8 protein-coding genes, 1 other RNA gene and 3 pseudogenes are annotated in these 17,130 nt (G+C 62.5%); 10 read left to right on the top strand and 2 right to left on the bottom strand.

From position 1 onward, the window contains the following. Positions 1–428 precede the first annotated feature (428 nt). The 7 genes and pseudogenes from GGR62_RS17585 to GGR62_RS17555 all read left to right on the top strand — a co-directional run bounded on the left by GGR62_RS17585 (position 429) and on the right by GGR62_RS17555 (position 9,741). Complete coding sequence (locus GGR62_RS17585; RefSeq protein ID WP_184409127.1) at positions 429–1,085, top strand: hypothetical protein; 657 nt, start codon at positions 429–431, stop codon at positions 1,083–1,085. A 352-nt stretch (positions 1,086–1,437) separates the two neighbouring features. After that, a complete protein-coding gene (locus GGR62_RS17580) occupies positions 1,438–1,977 on the top strand; it encodes a hypothetical protein (protein WP_184409126.1) in 540 nt (179 codons plus the stop codon). 13 nt (positions 1,978–1,990) lie between these two features. Next, positions 1,991–2,545, top strand: a pseudogene (locus tag GGR62_RS21480) (DUF2235 domain-containing protein); the annotation flags it as partial. A gap of 822 nt (positions 2,546–3,367) precedes the next feature. Then, positions 3,368–4,243: pseudogene (locus tag GGR62_RS17570) on the top strand (hypothetical protein); the annotation flags it as partial. A gap of 120 nt (positions 4,244–4,363) precedes the next feature. Further along, the gene (locus tag GGR62_RS17565; RefSeq protein WP_184409132.1) at positions 4,364–4,990 is read left to right on the top strand and encodes a DUF1629 domain-containing protein; all 627 of its coding nucleotides are present in this window, start codon (positions 4,364–4,366) and stop codon (positions 4,988–4,990) included. A gap of 320 nt (positions 4,991–5,310) precedes the next feature. Beyond that, the gene (locus GGR62_RS17560) at positions 5,311–9,048 is read left to right on the top strand and encodes a hypothetical protein (RefSeq protein ID WP_184409131.1); all 3,738 of its coding nucleotides are present in this window, start codon (positions 5,311–5,313) and stop codon (positions 9,046–9,048) included. A 42-nt stretch (positions 9,049–9,090) separates the two neighbouring features. Beyond that, complete coding sequence (locus GGR62_RS17555) at positions 9,091–9,741, top strand: hypothetical protein (protein ID WP_260306264.1); 651 nt, start codon at positions 9,091–9,093, stop codon at positions 9,739–9,741. A 349-nt stretch (positions 9,742–10,090) separates the two neighbouring features. Here the strand turns inward: GGR62_RS17555 and GGR62_RS17550 are convergent. Next, positions 10,091–12,211: pseudogene (locus GGR62_RS17550) on the bottom strand (methyl-accepting chemotaxis protein); the annotation flags it as partial. Between the two features lie 280 nt (positions 12,212–12,491). After that, positions 12,492–13,892, bottom strand: coding sequence for a glycoside hydrolase family 5 protein (locus tag GGR62_RS17545; protein WP_184409125.1), 1,401 nt, complete (start codon positions 13,890–13,892; stop codon positions 12,492–12,494). 250 nt (positions 13,893–14,142) lie between these two features. Between GGR62_RS17545 and GGR62_RS17540 the strand changes: the two genes are divergently transcribed. From GGR62_RS17540 to GGR62_RS17530, 3 genes are all read left to right on the top strand, one after another. Beyond that, positions 14,143–14,219, top strand: a non-coding RNA gene (locus GGR62_RS17540) — sX9 sRNA. A 27-nt stretch (positions 14,220–14,246) separates the two neighbouring features. After that, on the top strand, positions 14,247–15,734 hold the full coding sequence (locus GGR62_RS17535) for a SulP family inorganic anion transporter (protein ID WP_184409124.1): 1,488 nt from the start codon (positions 14,247–14,249) through the stop codon (positions 15,732–15,734). 233 nt (positions 15,735–15,967) lie between these two features. Further along, positions 15,968–16,948 (top strand): GGDEF domain-containing protein, encoded by a 981-nt coding sequence (locus GGR62_RS17530; RefSeq protein WP_184409123.1) that lies wholly within the window; start codon positions 15,968–15,970, stop codon positions 16,946–16,948. The last annotated feature ends 182 nt before the right edge of the window (positions 16,949–17,130 follow it).

The raw sequence follows: 17,130 nt of genomic DNA, 5'->3' as shown, positions 1-17,130 counted from the left end.
CCTCAGCGTCACCGAACGTCAGTTGCATGGATCACTCCTCAACATGAGGCGGGTAGTGTCGCGTATCTGTGGTGCGTTGTTCAGAGGTTCCCTAGTGGTGAGCTTGGCTCTTAAGGACTGAGCGGCTTGCTACGATAGCGGCCTGAACCCCGACATGCTCAAATCCTTAATCTCTATGTAGTAGGAAGTCGGGTGAGCCATCGCAGCTGCGGTTTGATAGTTATTTGGTCAATTCCTGCAAATCCCAGTTCATCTCGTGAAGAGCGTCTCCTGGTTTGCAAGCAATCGACTTCAATGTTGCGTAAGATTTTCGTGTTAGCGATACTGTCGGCTGTTTGATCAGCGTTTTGTACTGAAAAATTTTCAAGCATCAAAAGTTGCCTGGATAGGTGTGACAACGCTATTTGCAAAAGCACGGAGGAGAAGAAATGGATGGGAAGTACGAGTGGACTTGGGGGCCATCTGTCATATCCGGATTTCCCACCGTCGATCGGGAAATTCTTAGAAATTATTCATTCCTAAATATATATTCAATCGATTTTTCGTTGTGCGGATCTGCAACCAGCATTACGGAGGGTCTTTTGAATGGCGATGGAATTGCGTTCTGTCGCGTCGGATTTGCAGGAAGCTTCTCCGCTACCGTGGTCGCATCGACGGTTCCGCAGGGTAGGTCCGATGATGAGGAGTTCGCCGTGCTGCTTGAAGGCGCGAAGAAGTCTGCCAATGATATCTGCGCAATCGGCGGGCCAGGTCGGTCCGCCGTTCAAACCAAAGGCTCGTCCTGGGGCGAAATCATCGAAACGCACATTGTGGATGTCGCAGAACAACATTCCAACTGCCCATTTCCTCTGAGCCGCGTACTGCTGACACAAAAGCCGGAGGGCCTTCATTCTTTTGCCGTCAGTCATCTTTTTGTTCGAGGAGGAAACAGATTCGAGATTGCGGTTCTTGGTGCGCCAGAAGAAGAACATGCCGACTCCATCGCCTTGCTCGAACAAAAGCTCGTCACGCTGGCCGAGCTGTTGACCGCATCGCTTCAGCATCGCTCAGACCCAAGCCGAAAGGTCCAGGTTGGCGGCGGGTGAGCCCTCGGTCGGGCGCGCCGATGCGGCAACCTTTAAAATGTATATATTTCAACAATACGGTTAGATATAAAAAAATAAAAAACGAGATGAGTGATATATCATGTCTAATTACGCCAATTGGCTAGTTGTGTTGTCGAAGCGCACGCCGCACAGCTGCTGCGCGGCGTGCAGCATCATCAACGAGCGCACGGTGCGCGCGCCTGGCCGGCTCCCACACGGCGGGCTGCCAGTGCAGGTCAAGCGCAAGTCGAAGCGCGCACCGTGGGAGCAACCGGTGCAAGACCTGCCTAAACTGGATACCGATGCGCCTTTGGTGCCGTAAACATCCCTCTCCGACATCGGCGACCCCGACATGTTCAAGTTCAGCAATCCGTTCAAGAAGAAGCCGCGCGAGCCGTGGCCGCTGCGGTTCGATAGTTATTCGTTTGGGGCGCGCTGTTATCACACCTTGCGGTGCAGCATCACCTTTGATCGACAACAGCATTCGGTTAGCGATTTGAATAAGCCTTCGGGTGAGCCGTATGCACCCGATTGGAAAGATCACTGGACCGGCGGCTTCGGCAGCACCGAAGAGTTCGAGACACGCGGGTTTCCATCTACAGTCGATATCCGCTGGACGGCCATGGACGGCGTAGAGCGCTATGTCGAAGTCGATTTCGAGAAGATTTTTCCCCGCCATCTGATTCTGCACAACGTTCCGAAAGAAGAAGTTTTTGAGTATTGGGCAGCACACAAAAGGAAAATTGCGGTAATTCTTCTGGAAGTGAATGACCGCACGATCAATGTCTATATGAGGTCATGGGTGCTCACCAATCGCTTGAAGTCTCCAAATGATCCCAATTTGAAAATCAGCCGGAACGACTTGATCCTGGCCTGGACCAAGACCTACTGAGGGAGCGCTCGATATGGACAAGAAGATCGTTCTGCAGCTGGGCGAAGACGGCCTGCCCCTCGATGACGTATCGCACTATGCCGCGACACCTGAGCAGCTGCGAACGTACGAACAAGCAGCGGAAGACCTTTCTCGGCTCAAAGTGCCGCAATTGCTTGATCGCGCGGATCCCCATTCGTATCTGATCGTCGGCTTGATGGATGGCACCGGCAATGATGTCTACAAGGACCCGCTGCATGCCACCAATGTTACTAAGTTCCGCCAACAACTTGAGGGCCTGGAAAAGGCTGGTGAAAAACGACTCTACGTCGAATACATCGAAGGCCCCGGCACCCAAAATAATCCGATAGCAAAAACGCTCGATGGAGCTACCGGCCGCACCAGCCTGTTTCGGGCCGAGGAAATGTATGAGCGGTTGAAGACACAATCACAGAATATCTTTCAGGCAGATCCCGAAGCCAAAATCGCTTTCCACTTGGAAGGTTTCAGTCGAGGCGCAAGCCAGGTTCATTTGCTGGCCCGCATGATCGATGCACGCGGCATTCCAGATAAGGAAAGTTTGACCCTGGTTGCAGATGCAAACGGCAACTTGATCGAAACCTACAACCGCTACCACCAAGCCCCTGGCCTGACGCCGATGACCGTTGGCCTGTACGACCCGGTCGCCACCGGCTACATGGAGTTGTTCGACCGGCGCTTGCCACCTTCTGTGGTGGGCGGGGTGCAGTTCAGTGCCAGCGAAGAACGGCGTGGCTTGTTCAAGGCCGAGCACAGCATCCCGCTGGGCATCTCCGACAATGGCCGTTTCGGGCATGTTTCGCTTGCCGCCGCGCATTCGGATATCGGCGGTACCTATCTGCGCGATGGGATGAGTATCCGCAGCCTCAACCTGATGACCGACTACCACAATGGCTTAATCAGCGAGCCGCTGTTCTATCGCCTGCCGGAGCCGACCGATCCGCGCATGAACGTGCTTCACCGCTCGGAAGAGGGAAACGTACTATTTCGTATCGCACCGAAAGTGGACCGCACCACCCCCGGTGGACAGTTGCGCCAGCTCACCGCCGATTACGGGCATTACGTGTCTCCAGGCGAGGTTGCCAACGTCCCCGCACAAGCGCCCGAAGCGCTGCGTAGCGAGTTGGCGCACATGCTCGAGACAGCACGGCCGTTTCAGCGGACGGCGCTGATCAACACGGCGATCTCCACCAATGGCGACAGCTTGATCGCTCGGCTGTCGCAGTCTGTAGATGCGGCAACGCTGGAAACCCGGCCTTATCCCCCCCCGATGCTCGATCGCCCCGGCGTCAAAGCCGCCGGCGCCCTTGGCGTGGCCGCCACCTTGTACGAAGCGCAACAATCGGGCGAAAAGATCGCCGCACTGCTCTCGCAAGACAATCCACTCGCCGCCCGCTCGGAGCTTGCGCATTTCGCCGGTCGCAACGTCGGCGGCTGGGCGGGCGGCACGGCTGCAGCCTATGCGTTGGGCGCTTCTGGTGCGGGGCCGATGGCGCTGATCGCAGCCGATGCCTACGTGATGAGCAAGGCCGGCGAAAAGGCCGCCGACCTGCTCGACAATCGCGCCATCTACCACCAGACCGATAAGAGCGGCACGCACTGGGCCTTCAACGGCACCGCGTGGTCGCGCGAGGGCCTGGCCGACACGACCCGCGATGGAGTGGACAACCCCACCACCACGCAGATCGTCGCCAGCTACGAAAAAGCCCGCGAACTCAACTACCAGGCCACCAACGCCGCTGCAGCGCTGGCGCTCAAGGATGCCCCAGCGCCGCAAGACCCGTATCGCCTGCCGGCCAACGCCACCGATCGTCCCAGCCTGAGCACGGCCGACTGGATGCGCGATGCCGCCGACGGTCAGTGGCATCGCCAGGTCAAGACCGGCGTTGCAGGCGCCAACGATCGCGGGCTCTACGAACAGGAGACCGCCTCGCCGCAGCGCGCAGCAGAACTGGACGCACACGCCCAGCAGGTCATCGCCCGCAACATCGCCAACAGCCCCGGCGCCATCGCCGCGCGCTATGAGTTGGCCTATCACCGCAGCGGCTGGGCCGCAGCCGGTTTGCCATTGTCGGACACACTCCGCCAAGCGCTGCCCAATCCAGACGCCCTCACCGCCTCCGATTTTCAGTAGTATCGCCGCGATGCTGAGGCTCCCCGGCACTATCGTCATGGGCTGGAGTATCTTTACGTGGAGTCCATGCAGCGTCGTGCGATGAAATGCTCTCAACAATTGAGAGCGCAGGCGACGGCAGTAGTTGCTGCTTGAGGAAATTGCCACTCCGATGCTACGTCGATCTGGCGACATCACTGAAACATGCTGGCAAGCTATGGAACAATGCCCATGAACGAAATAGAAGAAGTGCAATTGACTAATCAGAATAAGCCGAGGAAGGGCGAGTTCTATATCCTCAGACCCGACATGCGTGGTGGTCGTGGACCTGGCGTGGAGTTCGAGAATGAAAAAGCCGTCCCCTTTCCGGTCTACATGAGCGAGCCATCGGAACGCGGTGGACTTGCGGAATTGAAGGAAACGCCGCGCCTGCGTTATGACAGTCGTGTTGGCGACATGCCGAACGACCTTGAGAGCGGCTTTAAGGGCTACTGGCTGGTATCGGAGCCTCTGAAGCAAGTGTTGCAGTCCGTGGACCCGGATGGGTTTGCATTCGTGCCGTGTTCGTTCCTGCTGGAAGATGGCACGGAAGCGCCGCCGCATTACCTGTGCGAAGTAGTCAGGATCCTGGATGCTATCGACGAGGCGGCATCCAAGGTCAAGGTGTTGACAGGGTATCCGAATGGAAAATATTACAGGGTGGCTGGTGGTGCGAGCTTTGCATTTAAAAAAGAGGTGGTCGGCGTTGCTCACGTTTTCCGAACGCCCTATACAGCAGATGCATTCTGTGATCGGGTGCTGCGGGATATCTTGATCGAGCATGGCTTTGGCAAATCTCCTAAGACACGCGGCGTTCGGATCATGGACGCCGCCGACTACTGATTTTCTGACGCCGTAGATGCATGGAGTCGATGCATATGCCGACCAGCAATGTCATTCTTCAAAGTCATCACGTCATTGAGCAGAGTACTTTCCTACGAAATTCTTTACTCAAAAAACTGGTCGAACATAACTTGATCGACCAGGATGTATCGACCAATCGCCTCTACCTTCCCGTGGAGGGCGATCTGGCCGATGAGCTCGCAATCTCACCACACCGGGGTAGGACGCGTAGCTCTTATACGGATGGAGTCACTGATGCTCTGGACGAAATCCTTGATTCCCCCGACGGCAGCGCCGCCATGCGTAATGACCCGGCGGCGTTGAAACGCGTCGCCGCCGAAGTCCATGATCTGCAAGACACCCTAAAGGTCGCATTGGATAATGGCGACCTGTATGTGACCACGCCACATCACCTGACCAAGGCGGAGGCCAACACACACAACAACAAGACATTCTCCGAGTACGAGCAATACCGTGCCGATCATGCGCAGCAGCTGAAAACCCTGCGCGCAATGAACGACGTCGAATCCGAATGGGCTGCCATCACCCGTTCCGAGCAACGCATCACGGCGGTGATCCAAGCCAAGCAGCGCACCTCCACCAATCTGGTCGGCGTCCCAGGTGAGCCTGACGTCGTCGCGCGCGAGACCGCCGGACGAGATGAGTTCCGCCTTGCGATCGCCCACGCCAAAGATGCCGGCCGCGTGAGGTTATCCGAGTCCAATGCGGCATTGATCCAGCAGGTGTTGGATGACACGCCGACCATCAGCACTGCTGCTCGTAGTATTCCCCAAGTGGCAGGCGCCGCACCGTATCCTTACACGCCGCTTTCGCAACGTGGCTTCACCACTGCCGAGCTACTCGCCGGCGATCTTTCCGCAGGCCAGGCGCTACGCAGCGCCGGCTTGCTCGCCACCGCTGCCGATACCGTAATGGCGGGTCAACGCGCGGCAAGGTTTCTCGGTCAGGACAATCCACTCGCCGCCCGCTCGGAGCTTGCGCATTTCGCCGGCCGCAACGTCGGCGGCTGGGCGGGCGGCACGGCCGCAGCCTATGCGTTGGGCGCTTCTGGCGCGGGGCCGATGGCGCTGATCGCAGCCGATGCCTACGTGATGAGCAAGGCAGGCGAAAAGGCCGCCGACCTGCTCGACAATCGCGCCATCTACCACCAGACCGATAAGAGCGGCACGCACTGGGCCTTCAACGGCACCGCGTGGTCGCGCGAGGGCCTGGCCGACACGACCCGCGATGGAGTGGACAACCCCACCACCACGCAGATCGTCGCCAGCTACGAAAAAGCCCGCGAACTCAATTACCAGGCCACCAACGCCGCTGCAGCGCTGGCGCTCAAGGATGCCCCAGCGCCGCAAGACCCGTATCGCCTGCCGGCCAACGCCACCGATCGTCCCAGCCTGAGCACGGCCGACTGGATGCGCGATGCCGCCGACGGTCAGTGGCATCGCCAGGTCAAGACCGGCGCAGGCGCCAACGATCGCGGGCTCTACGAACAGGAAACCGCCTCGCCGCAGCGCGCAGCAGAACTGGACGCACACGCCCAGCAGGTCATCGCCCGCAACATCGCCAACAGCCCCGGCGCCATCGCCGCGCGCTATGAGTTGGCCTATCACCGCAGCGGCTGGGCCGCCGATGGATGGCCGCTGTCCGAGGCCGTACAACGGGCGTTGCCGAACCCGGACGCGCTGACCGCCTCCGATGGCCAGCAGTATCGCCGCGATGCCGACGGCCACTGGGCCGGCACGAGTGGCGCTGCGTCAGGCAATGTCGCGCTGGAGCTGGACAGCACCCGCGCAATCCTGCAACCGGCGCTGGCCGAACATGCCCAGGCCGTTGCGGCCATCGGGCAGTCGCCGCCATCGCCGCAAGAGGTGCAGCGCGAGCAGACGCTGTACCGCTACCGCATCGTGGGAACCGAGTTGCAACCGCAGTGGCGCGAAGCGATCGAGTTGGCGACGCAGCGCACGCGCGACGCAGAGGGACTGGTTGGCGACGGCGCGATGCAGCTGCAGCGCGGTCCAGGCGGGATCTTTGGTGCGGACAGCCCGATCGCCCATCTGCAGCGTGGTGCCGATGGCGTGGAGCGCATCGCCGCCATCACCAGTACCGAGGACATCCGTCAGGCGCTGCAGGAGGTGCGGGCGCAGCAGACGCAGCCGGCCTCGCCGGACCAACCAGCACTCCACCTCACCACCACGGCGCGCGCATCGGACACCTCGTCCAACAGCGATGCATCGAGCTCCAACGCATCGTCCAGCCCGCAGCTGGTGCTGGATCTGCAGGCGCGCGCGCAGGCGGCGCGCGCGGCGCAGGTGCATCAGGAGCGCGAACAGCTCGATCGCCTCGCGCAAGAGCAACACGCCACCCAGGTGCGCGAGCACATCCAGCAGGCACAGCCTGAGCACGAAGACACGTCGCGCAGCGAGCACGCGTTCCAGGCGCGCGCGGTGTTGGATATTCAAAGCCAGGCGCAGCAGCAGCGCGACCACGAAGAGCGTCAGGTGCAGGAGCGTCAGGCACAGACCAGCCAGCAACGCGAACAGCAGCAGCGTGAGGAACGGGACGTCCAGCAACGTCAGGTGCAGGAACGCCAGGCCCAGGACGACCAGCAGCGGGAGCAGGAGACACGTCAGTTCCAGCAAGCGCAACAGCGCGATCAGGAGCAGCGGGCACAAGACGCTCACCGTCCTGAGCAACAGCCGCTCCATGCCAGGGACGCTGTACAGCCTGACCAGGAATCACGCGTAGACCAAGCTGCGCAGCAGGCGCATTACCCGACCCAAGACGCGCCGCTGCCGCTTCAAGCACAGGACACGCAAGCGCAAGAAAGGCAAACGCATCAGGGTCAGCAAGCCATTGCCCAGCAAACGCAAGCGCAGCAGATACCGCATGGGCAATCGCATGCAGCCGAGATGGCACAGCCCCACACGCTCGGCCAACAGACGCAGGAAGAGCGCACTCACGACACGCAACACCACGCAGCGCAGACGGTAGCGATCGCGCATGCAGCGCAGGCAGGTCCGCAACGCGATGCACAGGTACGCGAGCAACAGCCGCACACGACGCAAGCCTCGCCTGCGGAGCAGGGGCTGCCGGTGCAACACTCCGAGGAACCCGCACACGCGCATCTGGCTCGGATGACCAATGCGCCGCCCGCGCTACTGCAAGCTACGGTGGTGGCCGCTGAGCACAATGACGCGCAGCACACGCCGACGTCGCAGACGCGAGTGCTGGAAGTGCCGGACGATCTTGCTGCGTTGTCATCGTCCACGGGTCTTGCGCAAGCGTCAAAGCCATCCCTGGAAGCATCCACTGCCGAGCGCTCGGCCGATTTGCCCGAAAGTGGCTCCGCTGCACGCCAGCGGTCTTCGGTCTCCCAGACTGCGGAGCAAGCCACGCCCGCCGCCCCAGCGCCTGGAAGCCCCGAATCGTGGCAGGCAACGCTAGAGAAAATGCGTACGCTGCGCGTACAACTCGAACGGGATATTGAGATGGAAACCCGCGTCTCGGAAGCGCGGGAAGCGCGCATCGCGCGCGGTGAGCAGCCGTTTACGGAGATGGAATTGCGTGATGGATACGACCCGGATGGCCCCTCGGCGTTGAGGAAAATCGCTTCCAGCCCCAAAGACGCCGTCTCCCGACCGGATGCTGGTGCCACTGCTGCGCACACAGGCAGTGAGCAGGACGAGTTGCAGCAACCCAAGCGCAGGAATGTCAGCAAGAACCCGGATGTCAACGATCTGATCTACGCCATCGACTCCAAAAACGACTTGGCGATCGATGAAGCCTTGAAGCGGATCGCCAACAGTGCCAGCACCCATGCCTTGATCCAGCGCGGCCGCGAACACCTGGAAGCCAATGCCATGCAGGAAGCACAGGAACAGGTCAGCGCGCGCCAGGCGTTGGCAATGGAGATGCCAGCAGAAGTGCAAACCAGCCGTGGCCCGGTGATGGTGATGACACTGCCGCAGTTCGCTCACGGACCGATGATGCAGGGCGGACCACAGGGTGACGGGGGTGGTGGTGGTGGTGGCGGTGGGTGATCGGCTGCTCGTGTAGCGCATCGACTTTTTGAGAGGGACACCATGACGGAGATGCAGGACAGATCTGTATTGGCCGACGCCGACGCCGCGTTGCATGCGTCCAGACAGAGCTTGCAGGAAGCGATCGATGTCATGGCCACCTTCATCGCCGCGCAACAGCAGCGAGAGCACGGCCTGGAAGATCTGGTCCGGCAACAGCTGCAGCTATTACAGAGCGCGGTCAGTCACACGGATCAACGCATCAACCGGGTGCTGGAGAACGCGCTCCCACGGTTGACGCAATTGAGTCATCAGGCGTTGGAGCAGACACTTGAACCGGCGGCCACGCGGTTCAACAAGCAGATGGCCGATGCGGGGCAGACGCTTCAGCAGGCCTCCCAACGCTACGCGCAGGCACAGCGCTCCTTGGAAACCGCCGCGCAGCGCCGCATATGGATCGGCTTTTCGGCAATGGTCGTTGGGGCGATCATGGCCGCGGGTGGCGCGTCTTACGCAGTCATGGCAGCCAAACCGATTCTGGCCGAAGCCGCACAGCGCCGGGCAGAAATCGCCTATCTGGATCGTGTGATCCGCGCCGATCTGGTGCCCTGCGGCAAAGACAGGCTATGCGCGGAGGTCGAAAAGAAGGGGCCGCGCTACGGCGAAAGAGGCCAGTATCGGGTGATCGTGCTTCGCAACTCCACTTCGCAATGAGCACCGGCCGCGAGTGCAGGCCGACGGTATCTGGCAGAGGTATCTGATCTCAACAACGTCCAATGTCCTCGGGTTAGGGAATTGGACTCCAGGCCTGGCTGCTGCTAGCGAATTGCGTGTACGTCGGAACCTTGCGCGGACGTACCGCCGATGGCTGCTTTTTCGTCACGATTCCAGGCAGTCAGAAGCGAGTGCCGACCCGCAGTCTAGCGACATCGCCTGCCACACATGGGCGCTAGCCCACGTGCGTGGCAGGCGGCGTCTGTCACGCGCTGAGCCTGTGCGCGTGCCCGGGTTGCGTGTCGGCAGCCTGCCTGGCGGCCGCGTGCTCGGCCGGTGACGTGCGGGCACGTGGCCTTGCGTCTTCCGATGCCAAGCGGAACACCGCGACCGCACGGGTCAGGTCCGCCGCCTGATCTTCCATGCTGCGCGCCGCGGCCGTGGCTTCCTCCACCAGCGCCGCGTTTTGCTGGGTCATTTCGTCCAGCTGCATCACCGTGTTGCTGACCTGCTCGATGCCGGCACTCTGCTCGGTGCTGGCGGCGGTGATCTCGGCCATGATGTCGGTCACGCGCTTCACCGAACTGACCACTTCGGTCATCGTGCTGCCCGCCTGTTGCACCAGGCCCGAACCCTGCGCGACCTTTTCCACCGAGTCGGAAATCAGTTGCTTGATTTCCTTGGCCGCACCGGCCGAGCGCTGCGCCAGGGCGCGCACTTCGGTGGCGACCACCGCAAAGCCGCGACCTTGTTCGCCCGCGCGCGCGGCTTCCACGGCAGCGTTCAACGCCAGGATATTGGTCTGGAACGCAATGCCGTCGATCACTCCGATGATGTCGGAAATACGCGCTGACGATTGCGTGATCGCCTCCATGGTGGTGACCACTTCCTGCACCACGCGGCCGCCGCTCTCGGCCACTTCGCCGGTGCCCTTGACCAACTGGTTGGCCTGGCGCGCGTTGTCGGCGTTCTGGCGCACGGTGGAGGTCAGTTCCTCCATCGATGCGGCGGTTTCTTCCAGATTCGCCGCCTGATGTTCAGTCCGTGTGGACAGGTCGGCGTTGCCGCTAGCGATTTCGCCGGCGGCGGTATTGATCATTTCGGCCGAATGCTGGATGCCCTGCACGATGGAGGTCAGCTGGATCGCGGTGCGGTTGGCCGCATTGGCCAGGCGTCCGAAGGCACCTTCGTAATGCGAATCCACCCGCTGCGACAGGTCGCCGTCGGCGATGGCGGCCATGATGCGGCCCACATCGTCCAGGCCCGCATCGGCCTGCTGCATCAGGCGGTTCAAGGCCTGCACCATTTCCGCAAAGGCGAACTGATAACGCGATTGCTCGCCACGTGCGGAAAAATCGCCGCGCGCGGCCGCATCGGCCAGGCGGGCGATGTCGCCGTTGATCGCCGAAAGGTTGCTCTTCACCGTATCCAGGGCTTCATGCAACGCCGCGCGCTGGCCGGGCAGGCGGCGCATGTCGCGGCGCAGATCGCCGCGGCCGTACTCGCTCATCACGTCCATCGCTTCGTTGATGGCGTCCAGATGCTCGAACACCACCGTGTTCACGCCGTGCGCCAGCGTGCCGTAGTCGCCGGGGAAATCTTCCGGAATACGGTGCGCGATGTTCTCGCCCTGCTGCAGGCGGATCATGGTCTGCATCTCGCCATTGAAGCGCTGTAGCTGGTTCTGCATCTGCTGCATGCTGTGCATCAACTGGCCGGTTTCATCGCGCGATTCGACCCGGATATCGTTGTCGAAGCGGCCCGAGGCAATCGCCTCGGCGGTCCGCGATGCCGCCCGCAACGGAGCCGACATGGCCGAGGCGATCAACCAGCACAGGCCAATCACCAGCGCCACCAGCGCGCCGCCGATCAGCGTCAGGGTGCGGGTGAAGCCCCAGGCCTGGACCTGGATATCTTCGGCATACACGCCCATCACCAAGACCCAGTTCCAGGCCGGAAAGGTCTGGGCGTAACTGATCTTGGGAAGCTGTTCCTTCTTGCCCGGCTTGGGCGCGACGTAGTAGCTGAAGCCGTCGCCGCGCTCGATGGCGGTCTTGATGTCGCGGTACACGTATTGCCCGGCATCGCTCTTGTAATCGGTCATGTCGGTGCCGACCGGGCGCTTGGGGTGCATCAGGATGCGCATCTGCGGGTCGACGATGAAGAAGTAATCCACGCCATCGTTGGTGCGCATGTCGGCCAGCGTGGTACGTGCTGCTTCCTTGGCCTGTTCGACGCTCATTTCGCCGGCTTTGGCCTTGTCGGCGTAATGCTGCATCACGGTCAGGCCCATCTCGACCTCGGTCTTGACGCTGAGCTTGCGCGCTTCCACCAGATCCAGATATTGCAGGCGCGCGGCAGCCACCGCCAGCAGGATCACGCCGGCCGTCAGCAAGGCGCACAGCAGCACGAATTTGCGCGTAAGCGGGAGATTGGCGACATGGCGCCGGAGCAGGGAAACAACAGGCATAGCAACGACATCCGAAGGCGCGCCGAAGCGCTACCTAACGGATATCGGCTGGTGTACGGGCAGATTGAACACTTTCTGCGGCCGCGTCTGCTTGAAAATACTGCTGCGTCGGTGCGCTCGGACAACGCCCAAGCCTGCTGGCGCAAGGGGTTGATGCATGCTGCACTTGCACAGACGACGCGCATCGCCTGCGAAATCGCGTCAGGCAATCTTGCGAAATGGGATCGGCCGCACAGCGTGATTGAGAGACGGGCACGCGATGGGCCCGGTTTCAGTCGCGTCAGCTGGCCGCGCAGAAGCCGGATTCGGCGCCGACTGCCCGGGTGCGCTTGACGTCCACGCCGCTGGCGGTGAGCGTGTCTTGCGACCAGGTGGCGTTCCAGGCGTTGTCGACACTGCCGCTGACCAGGAGCGAGAGCGACCACGCCGGGCTCGCGCTGCCGGTATTGGTGACCTGCACGCGGTTGCAGGAACCACCACGCCAAGGGCTGTTCACGACGGCCTTGGTGCTGAAGCTGTCGGTGGGTGCGGGACTCGGGCTTGGAGCCGGAGCCGACGTGGAGCTACTCGCCGTACCCCACAATCTGCGCAGCAACGTCATCTTGTCCTCGCGCACGCTGGTCCAGTCATCGCGCAGGATGCCGCCGGTGTCGCCGCTGTTGGGATTCCACGACCAATAGAAGCCTTCGTTGATGCCCTTGCTGCGCAGGTATGTCACCAGCGCGTCCTGCCACACCTTGTCGCGCGCATCGCCTTGGCCATACTTGCCACCGAACTCGCCCAGCAACAGCGCATGCGTGGCGGCGAACTGGCCGAAGTGACGCTCCCAGATCGCCGGCATGTTGTTGGGAAAGGCGCTGTCGTTGAAGTACGGCTGCACGTGGACGTCCGGCCCATAGACATGCGGCGCCAGCAGCAACCGGCTGGCCGGAATATTCAAGGGGGTACATGCCATCGGTTGTAGATTGCCGCCCCAGAAGGTGCCCCCATTGGTCGAACACACCGGGTTGTCGGTGACGCCTTCCACCGCGATGATCCACTTGGGCGCCACCGCCAGCACAGCTGCCGAACCGCGCTCGGCAGCGCTGTTCCAGTCGGTGGACGCATTGCCGCTGCCCCAGGTGGCGGCGCCGTGCGGCTCGTTCTTCAAATCCAGGCCGATCACGCGCGGTACGTTCTTGTAGCGATTGGCGACAAACCGCAGATCGTCCAGCCACTGCGCTTCGGAGTACGCGCCGGTGTACCAGAGTTCGGAGATCGCGGCGCAATCGGGTGTGTGGTGATCCAGTAGTACATACATGCCACGCGCGTTGAATGCGTCGATCACCTTGTCGAGGATCTGCAGCGAGCTCAGGCCTTGCAGATCGGGATTGCGGCTGTAATCGATGCTGCTCGGCATGGTGCTGCTGCGCAGCGTCGCCGGGCAGAACGGCAGGCGCACGGCAGTGAAGCCCAGGCCCTGCATCTGGTCGATCATCTCCTTCCAGTTGCGCGCCCACAGGCCGTGCATCACATGATTGCCGGTCTCAAAGCCGAACACGTTGACGCCCCTGAGCTGGACCACCTTGCCGTTGTCGTCGACCACCTTGTTGTTGCTGATGGAGTAGCTGAAGGCCGGTGCGGCGGCGAGTGCCAGCGCCGAGGCCAGTGCGAGCGTGCTGGCGGTCCTGAGCATGGACATGGTGATCTCCCTGGAAAATCGCGCTCGATGCCCGAGGCGATGAGGCAGGCATCTTGGTCCGTGCCCGCCGTGTGCGGCGTGACCTCACCCACAGAACGTCGCATTGCCGCACCGGTCACATGCCGGCTGCGGGCAGGGTCGCGTTCGCGCGCGCTCTCCAATCCACGTGTGTGTGTCCGCGCGGTGCTTGGGCGGAGGCAAACCCACCGTGGGCATCGCCAGGCGAGCGGGGCCAGTGCTCGGAATCGGCATGCACCCCTCGTACACTGCGCTTCCGAGTGCGCTGCCCGCGCTCGCCTGATGCTTGTTCGCAACGTGGCGCGAGCCACGGTTCATTCTGTCCTGGAGTCTGCAATGTCTTTTCTGCGTGCCGAACTGGCGCAATGGCGCGCGTCGCCTGCGCGCGAACTGATGGCCGGTGCGGTCGCAACGTTTGCCTTGATTCCCGAGGTGATCGCCTTCGCCTTCGTGGCGGGCGTGGACCCGCAGGTCGGGCTGTTTGCGTCGTTCGTCATCGGCATCGTGATCGCGTTCTGTGGCGGCCGTCCGGCGATGATTTCCGCCGCCGCCGGCTCGGTGGCGTTGGTGGCTGCGCCGCTGGTGGCCGCGCATGGCCTGCCGTATCTGCTGGCGGCCGGCCTGTTGGCCGGCGCAGTGCAGATCCTGTTCGGCCTGTTGCGCCTGGGCGTGCTGATGCGCTTTGTCAGTAGCTCGGTGCGCACCGGCTTCGTCAACGCGCTGGCGGTGCTGATCTTCGCCGCACAGCTGCCGCACCTGCTTGGCGCCAACCCGACCACCTGGGCGATGCTGGGCGTGGGCCTGGCGATCATCTACGGCCTGCCGCGGCTGCGCCTGCCGGGCGTGTCGGCGATTCCCTCGCCGCTGTTGTGCATCCTGTTGCTGACCGTGGCCGCCACTGCGTTTCACTTGCCGCTGAAGACCGTGGCCGACCTGGGCAAGTTGCCGACCGCGTTGCCGTTCCTGCAATGGCCCTCGGTGCCGCTGACGCTGGAGACCTTGCGCATCATCGCCTTGCCGGCGCTGGCCATCGCCATGGTGGGCCTGCTCGAATCGCTGATGACCGCGCGCGTGGTGGATGAACTCACCGACACGCCAAGCAACAAGAACCGCGAGTGCACCGGGCTGGGCCTGGCCAATACCGCCGCCAGCCTGTTCGGCGGCATCGCCGGCTGCGGCATGATCGGGCAGACCGTGGGCAACGTGAAGTACGGCGGCCGCGGCCGTCTGTCGACCTTGTTCGCCGGCGTGTTCCTGCTGATCCTGATGGTGCTGCTCAAGCCGTGGGTATCGCAGGTGCCGGTGGTGGCGCTGGTGGCGATCATGGTGATGGTCTCGGCCGAAACCTTCGACTGGCGTTCGCTACGCACCGTGGTCACCCATCCGCGCACCTCCAGCGTGGTGATGCTGGCCACCGTGGCGGTGACCCTGGTCACCCATAACCTGGCCGCCGGCGTGGCGGTGGGCGTGGTGCTGAGCGGGGTGTTCTTCACCTTCAAGGTGGCCGGGCTGCTGCAGATCGCACACCGCGATGGCGACGACGGCGTGCGCAGCTACAGCGTGCGCGGGCAGGTGTTCTTCGCCTCGGCCGATGTGTTCATCGACGCCTTCGACGCGCGCGAGGTGCCAGGTCGCGCCGTGGTGATCGATGTCGCCCGTGCGCATTTCTGGGACATCACCGCCGTGGCCGCGCTGGACAAGGTGGTGCAGCGGTTGCGTCACCACGGACTGGAGGTGCAGGTGAAAGGCTTGAACGCCGGCAGCCGACGGCTGATGCAGGCGCATGCGTTGGGCGACGATGCCTTGGAATCGGCGTTGCCCTGAGTCCGGCGCGGCGGGCGCGGCGTCTGGGTGGCCTGTACACATTCGTGTACGCCGGCTAGCCGCCTGCGGCGCAGGCCGGCAGGCAAACTCAAGTTCGCTTAACGAACGCCGATGAACCGGCATCGAGACTGTCGGTACCCCGTGGTGATGCCAGCGCGTTCCAGCCCGAGAGATGTGCCTGCATGCCGCAGCCGGTGCTGCGGGCCTGGATGCGCCCACGCGTTGGTGCAGCGATGACCACGGCTCCGCTGCTGGAACGGATGGTGGACCTGACCGCGATCCGCGATGCCGATCTGCTCGACCTCAGCCTGTTGCGCGCCGTGCGCGAGATTTGCGCATCCGAAGAACTGTCGTTGCTGCGCATCTCCCTGGATGGCCGCACCATGGCCGAAACGCGGCTACGCGAAGATGGCCGGCTGTCGCTGACGGTGGTCGACATCCAGGACGCACAGATGCGCGCGCAACTGGCCGACATGCACGGGCCCGGCGAGGCGGTGCAGCTGCAGCAGGACGGCCGCGCGTTGCTGGTGTATCCGATGATGGAAGCGCGCGGCATCCGCACCTGCCTGCGCGTGGGCGGTGCGTGCGTTCCCGGCGCTGCCGAGCAGGTGATGCTGCAGGGGTTTGCACGGTTCTTCCAGAATTACCGCAGCCTGCTCGACGACGCCCAGCGCGATGCGTTGACCGGCCTGCGCAACCGCAAGACCTTCGACGATGTGATCTTGCGATTGTTCGCCGGCGGCGCGGAGGCGGCGGCGAGCGAGGGCGCGTGGCTGGGGATCGTGGATATCGATCACTTCAAGCGCGTCAATGACACCTTCGGTCATCTGTATGGCGACGAAGTGCTGCTGCTGGTCGCCCAGTTGATGCAGCGCTGCTTCCGTCACGACGATCTGCTGTTCCGCTTCGGTGGCGAAGAGTTCGTGATCGTGTTGCGCGGGGTGGATCGCGCGACGGCGGTGAGTCTGTTCGAGCGCTTCCGTCTGGCAGTGGCCGAGTATCTGTTCCCGCAGGTCGGCAAGGTCACGCTCAGCACCGGCATCGTCGAACTGACCCATGGCCGGTTGATCAGCCATCTGCTGGACGAGGCCGACAAGGCGCTGTACTGGGCCAAGCAGCACGGCCGCAATCGCGCCGAGGTCTACGCCGATCTGGTGGCCAGGGGGCAGATGCGGCAGATCACACAGCAGGTCGGCAGCGTCGATCTGTTTTAAGGCGCATCGACGTTCGTCGTCGTCGGCGCTGCAGCGTTGACCGCTCTCCATGTTGCGGTGGCACGGCGTCCGGCGCCAATGACGCGCCCTAAAACCTGATTCGGTGCGTTGACGGCATCGGCTGGGTGTTGCACGCGCGGCATTGCCACATCGCTCACCGTTGCGGTATCGCCCATGCATGA

It is taken from the genome of Xanthomonas sp. 3075 (genome assembly GCF_014197275.1).
Taxonomy (GTDB): Bacteria; Pseudomonadota; Gammaproteobacteria; order Xanthomonadales; family Xanthomonadaceae; genus Xanthomonas; species Xanthomonas campestris_B.
Note: the sequence above shows the minus strand (reverse complement) of the source record. Positions and strands in the feature narration are given on the sequence as shown.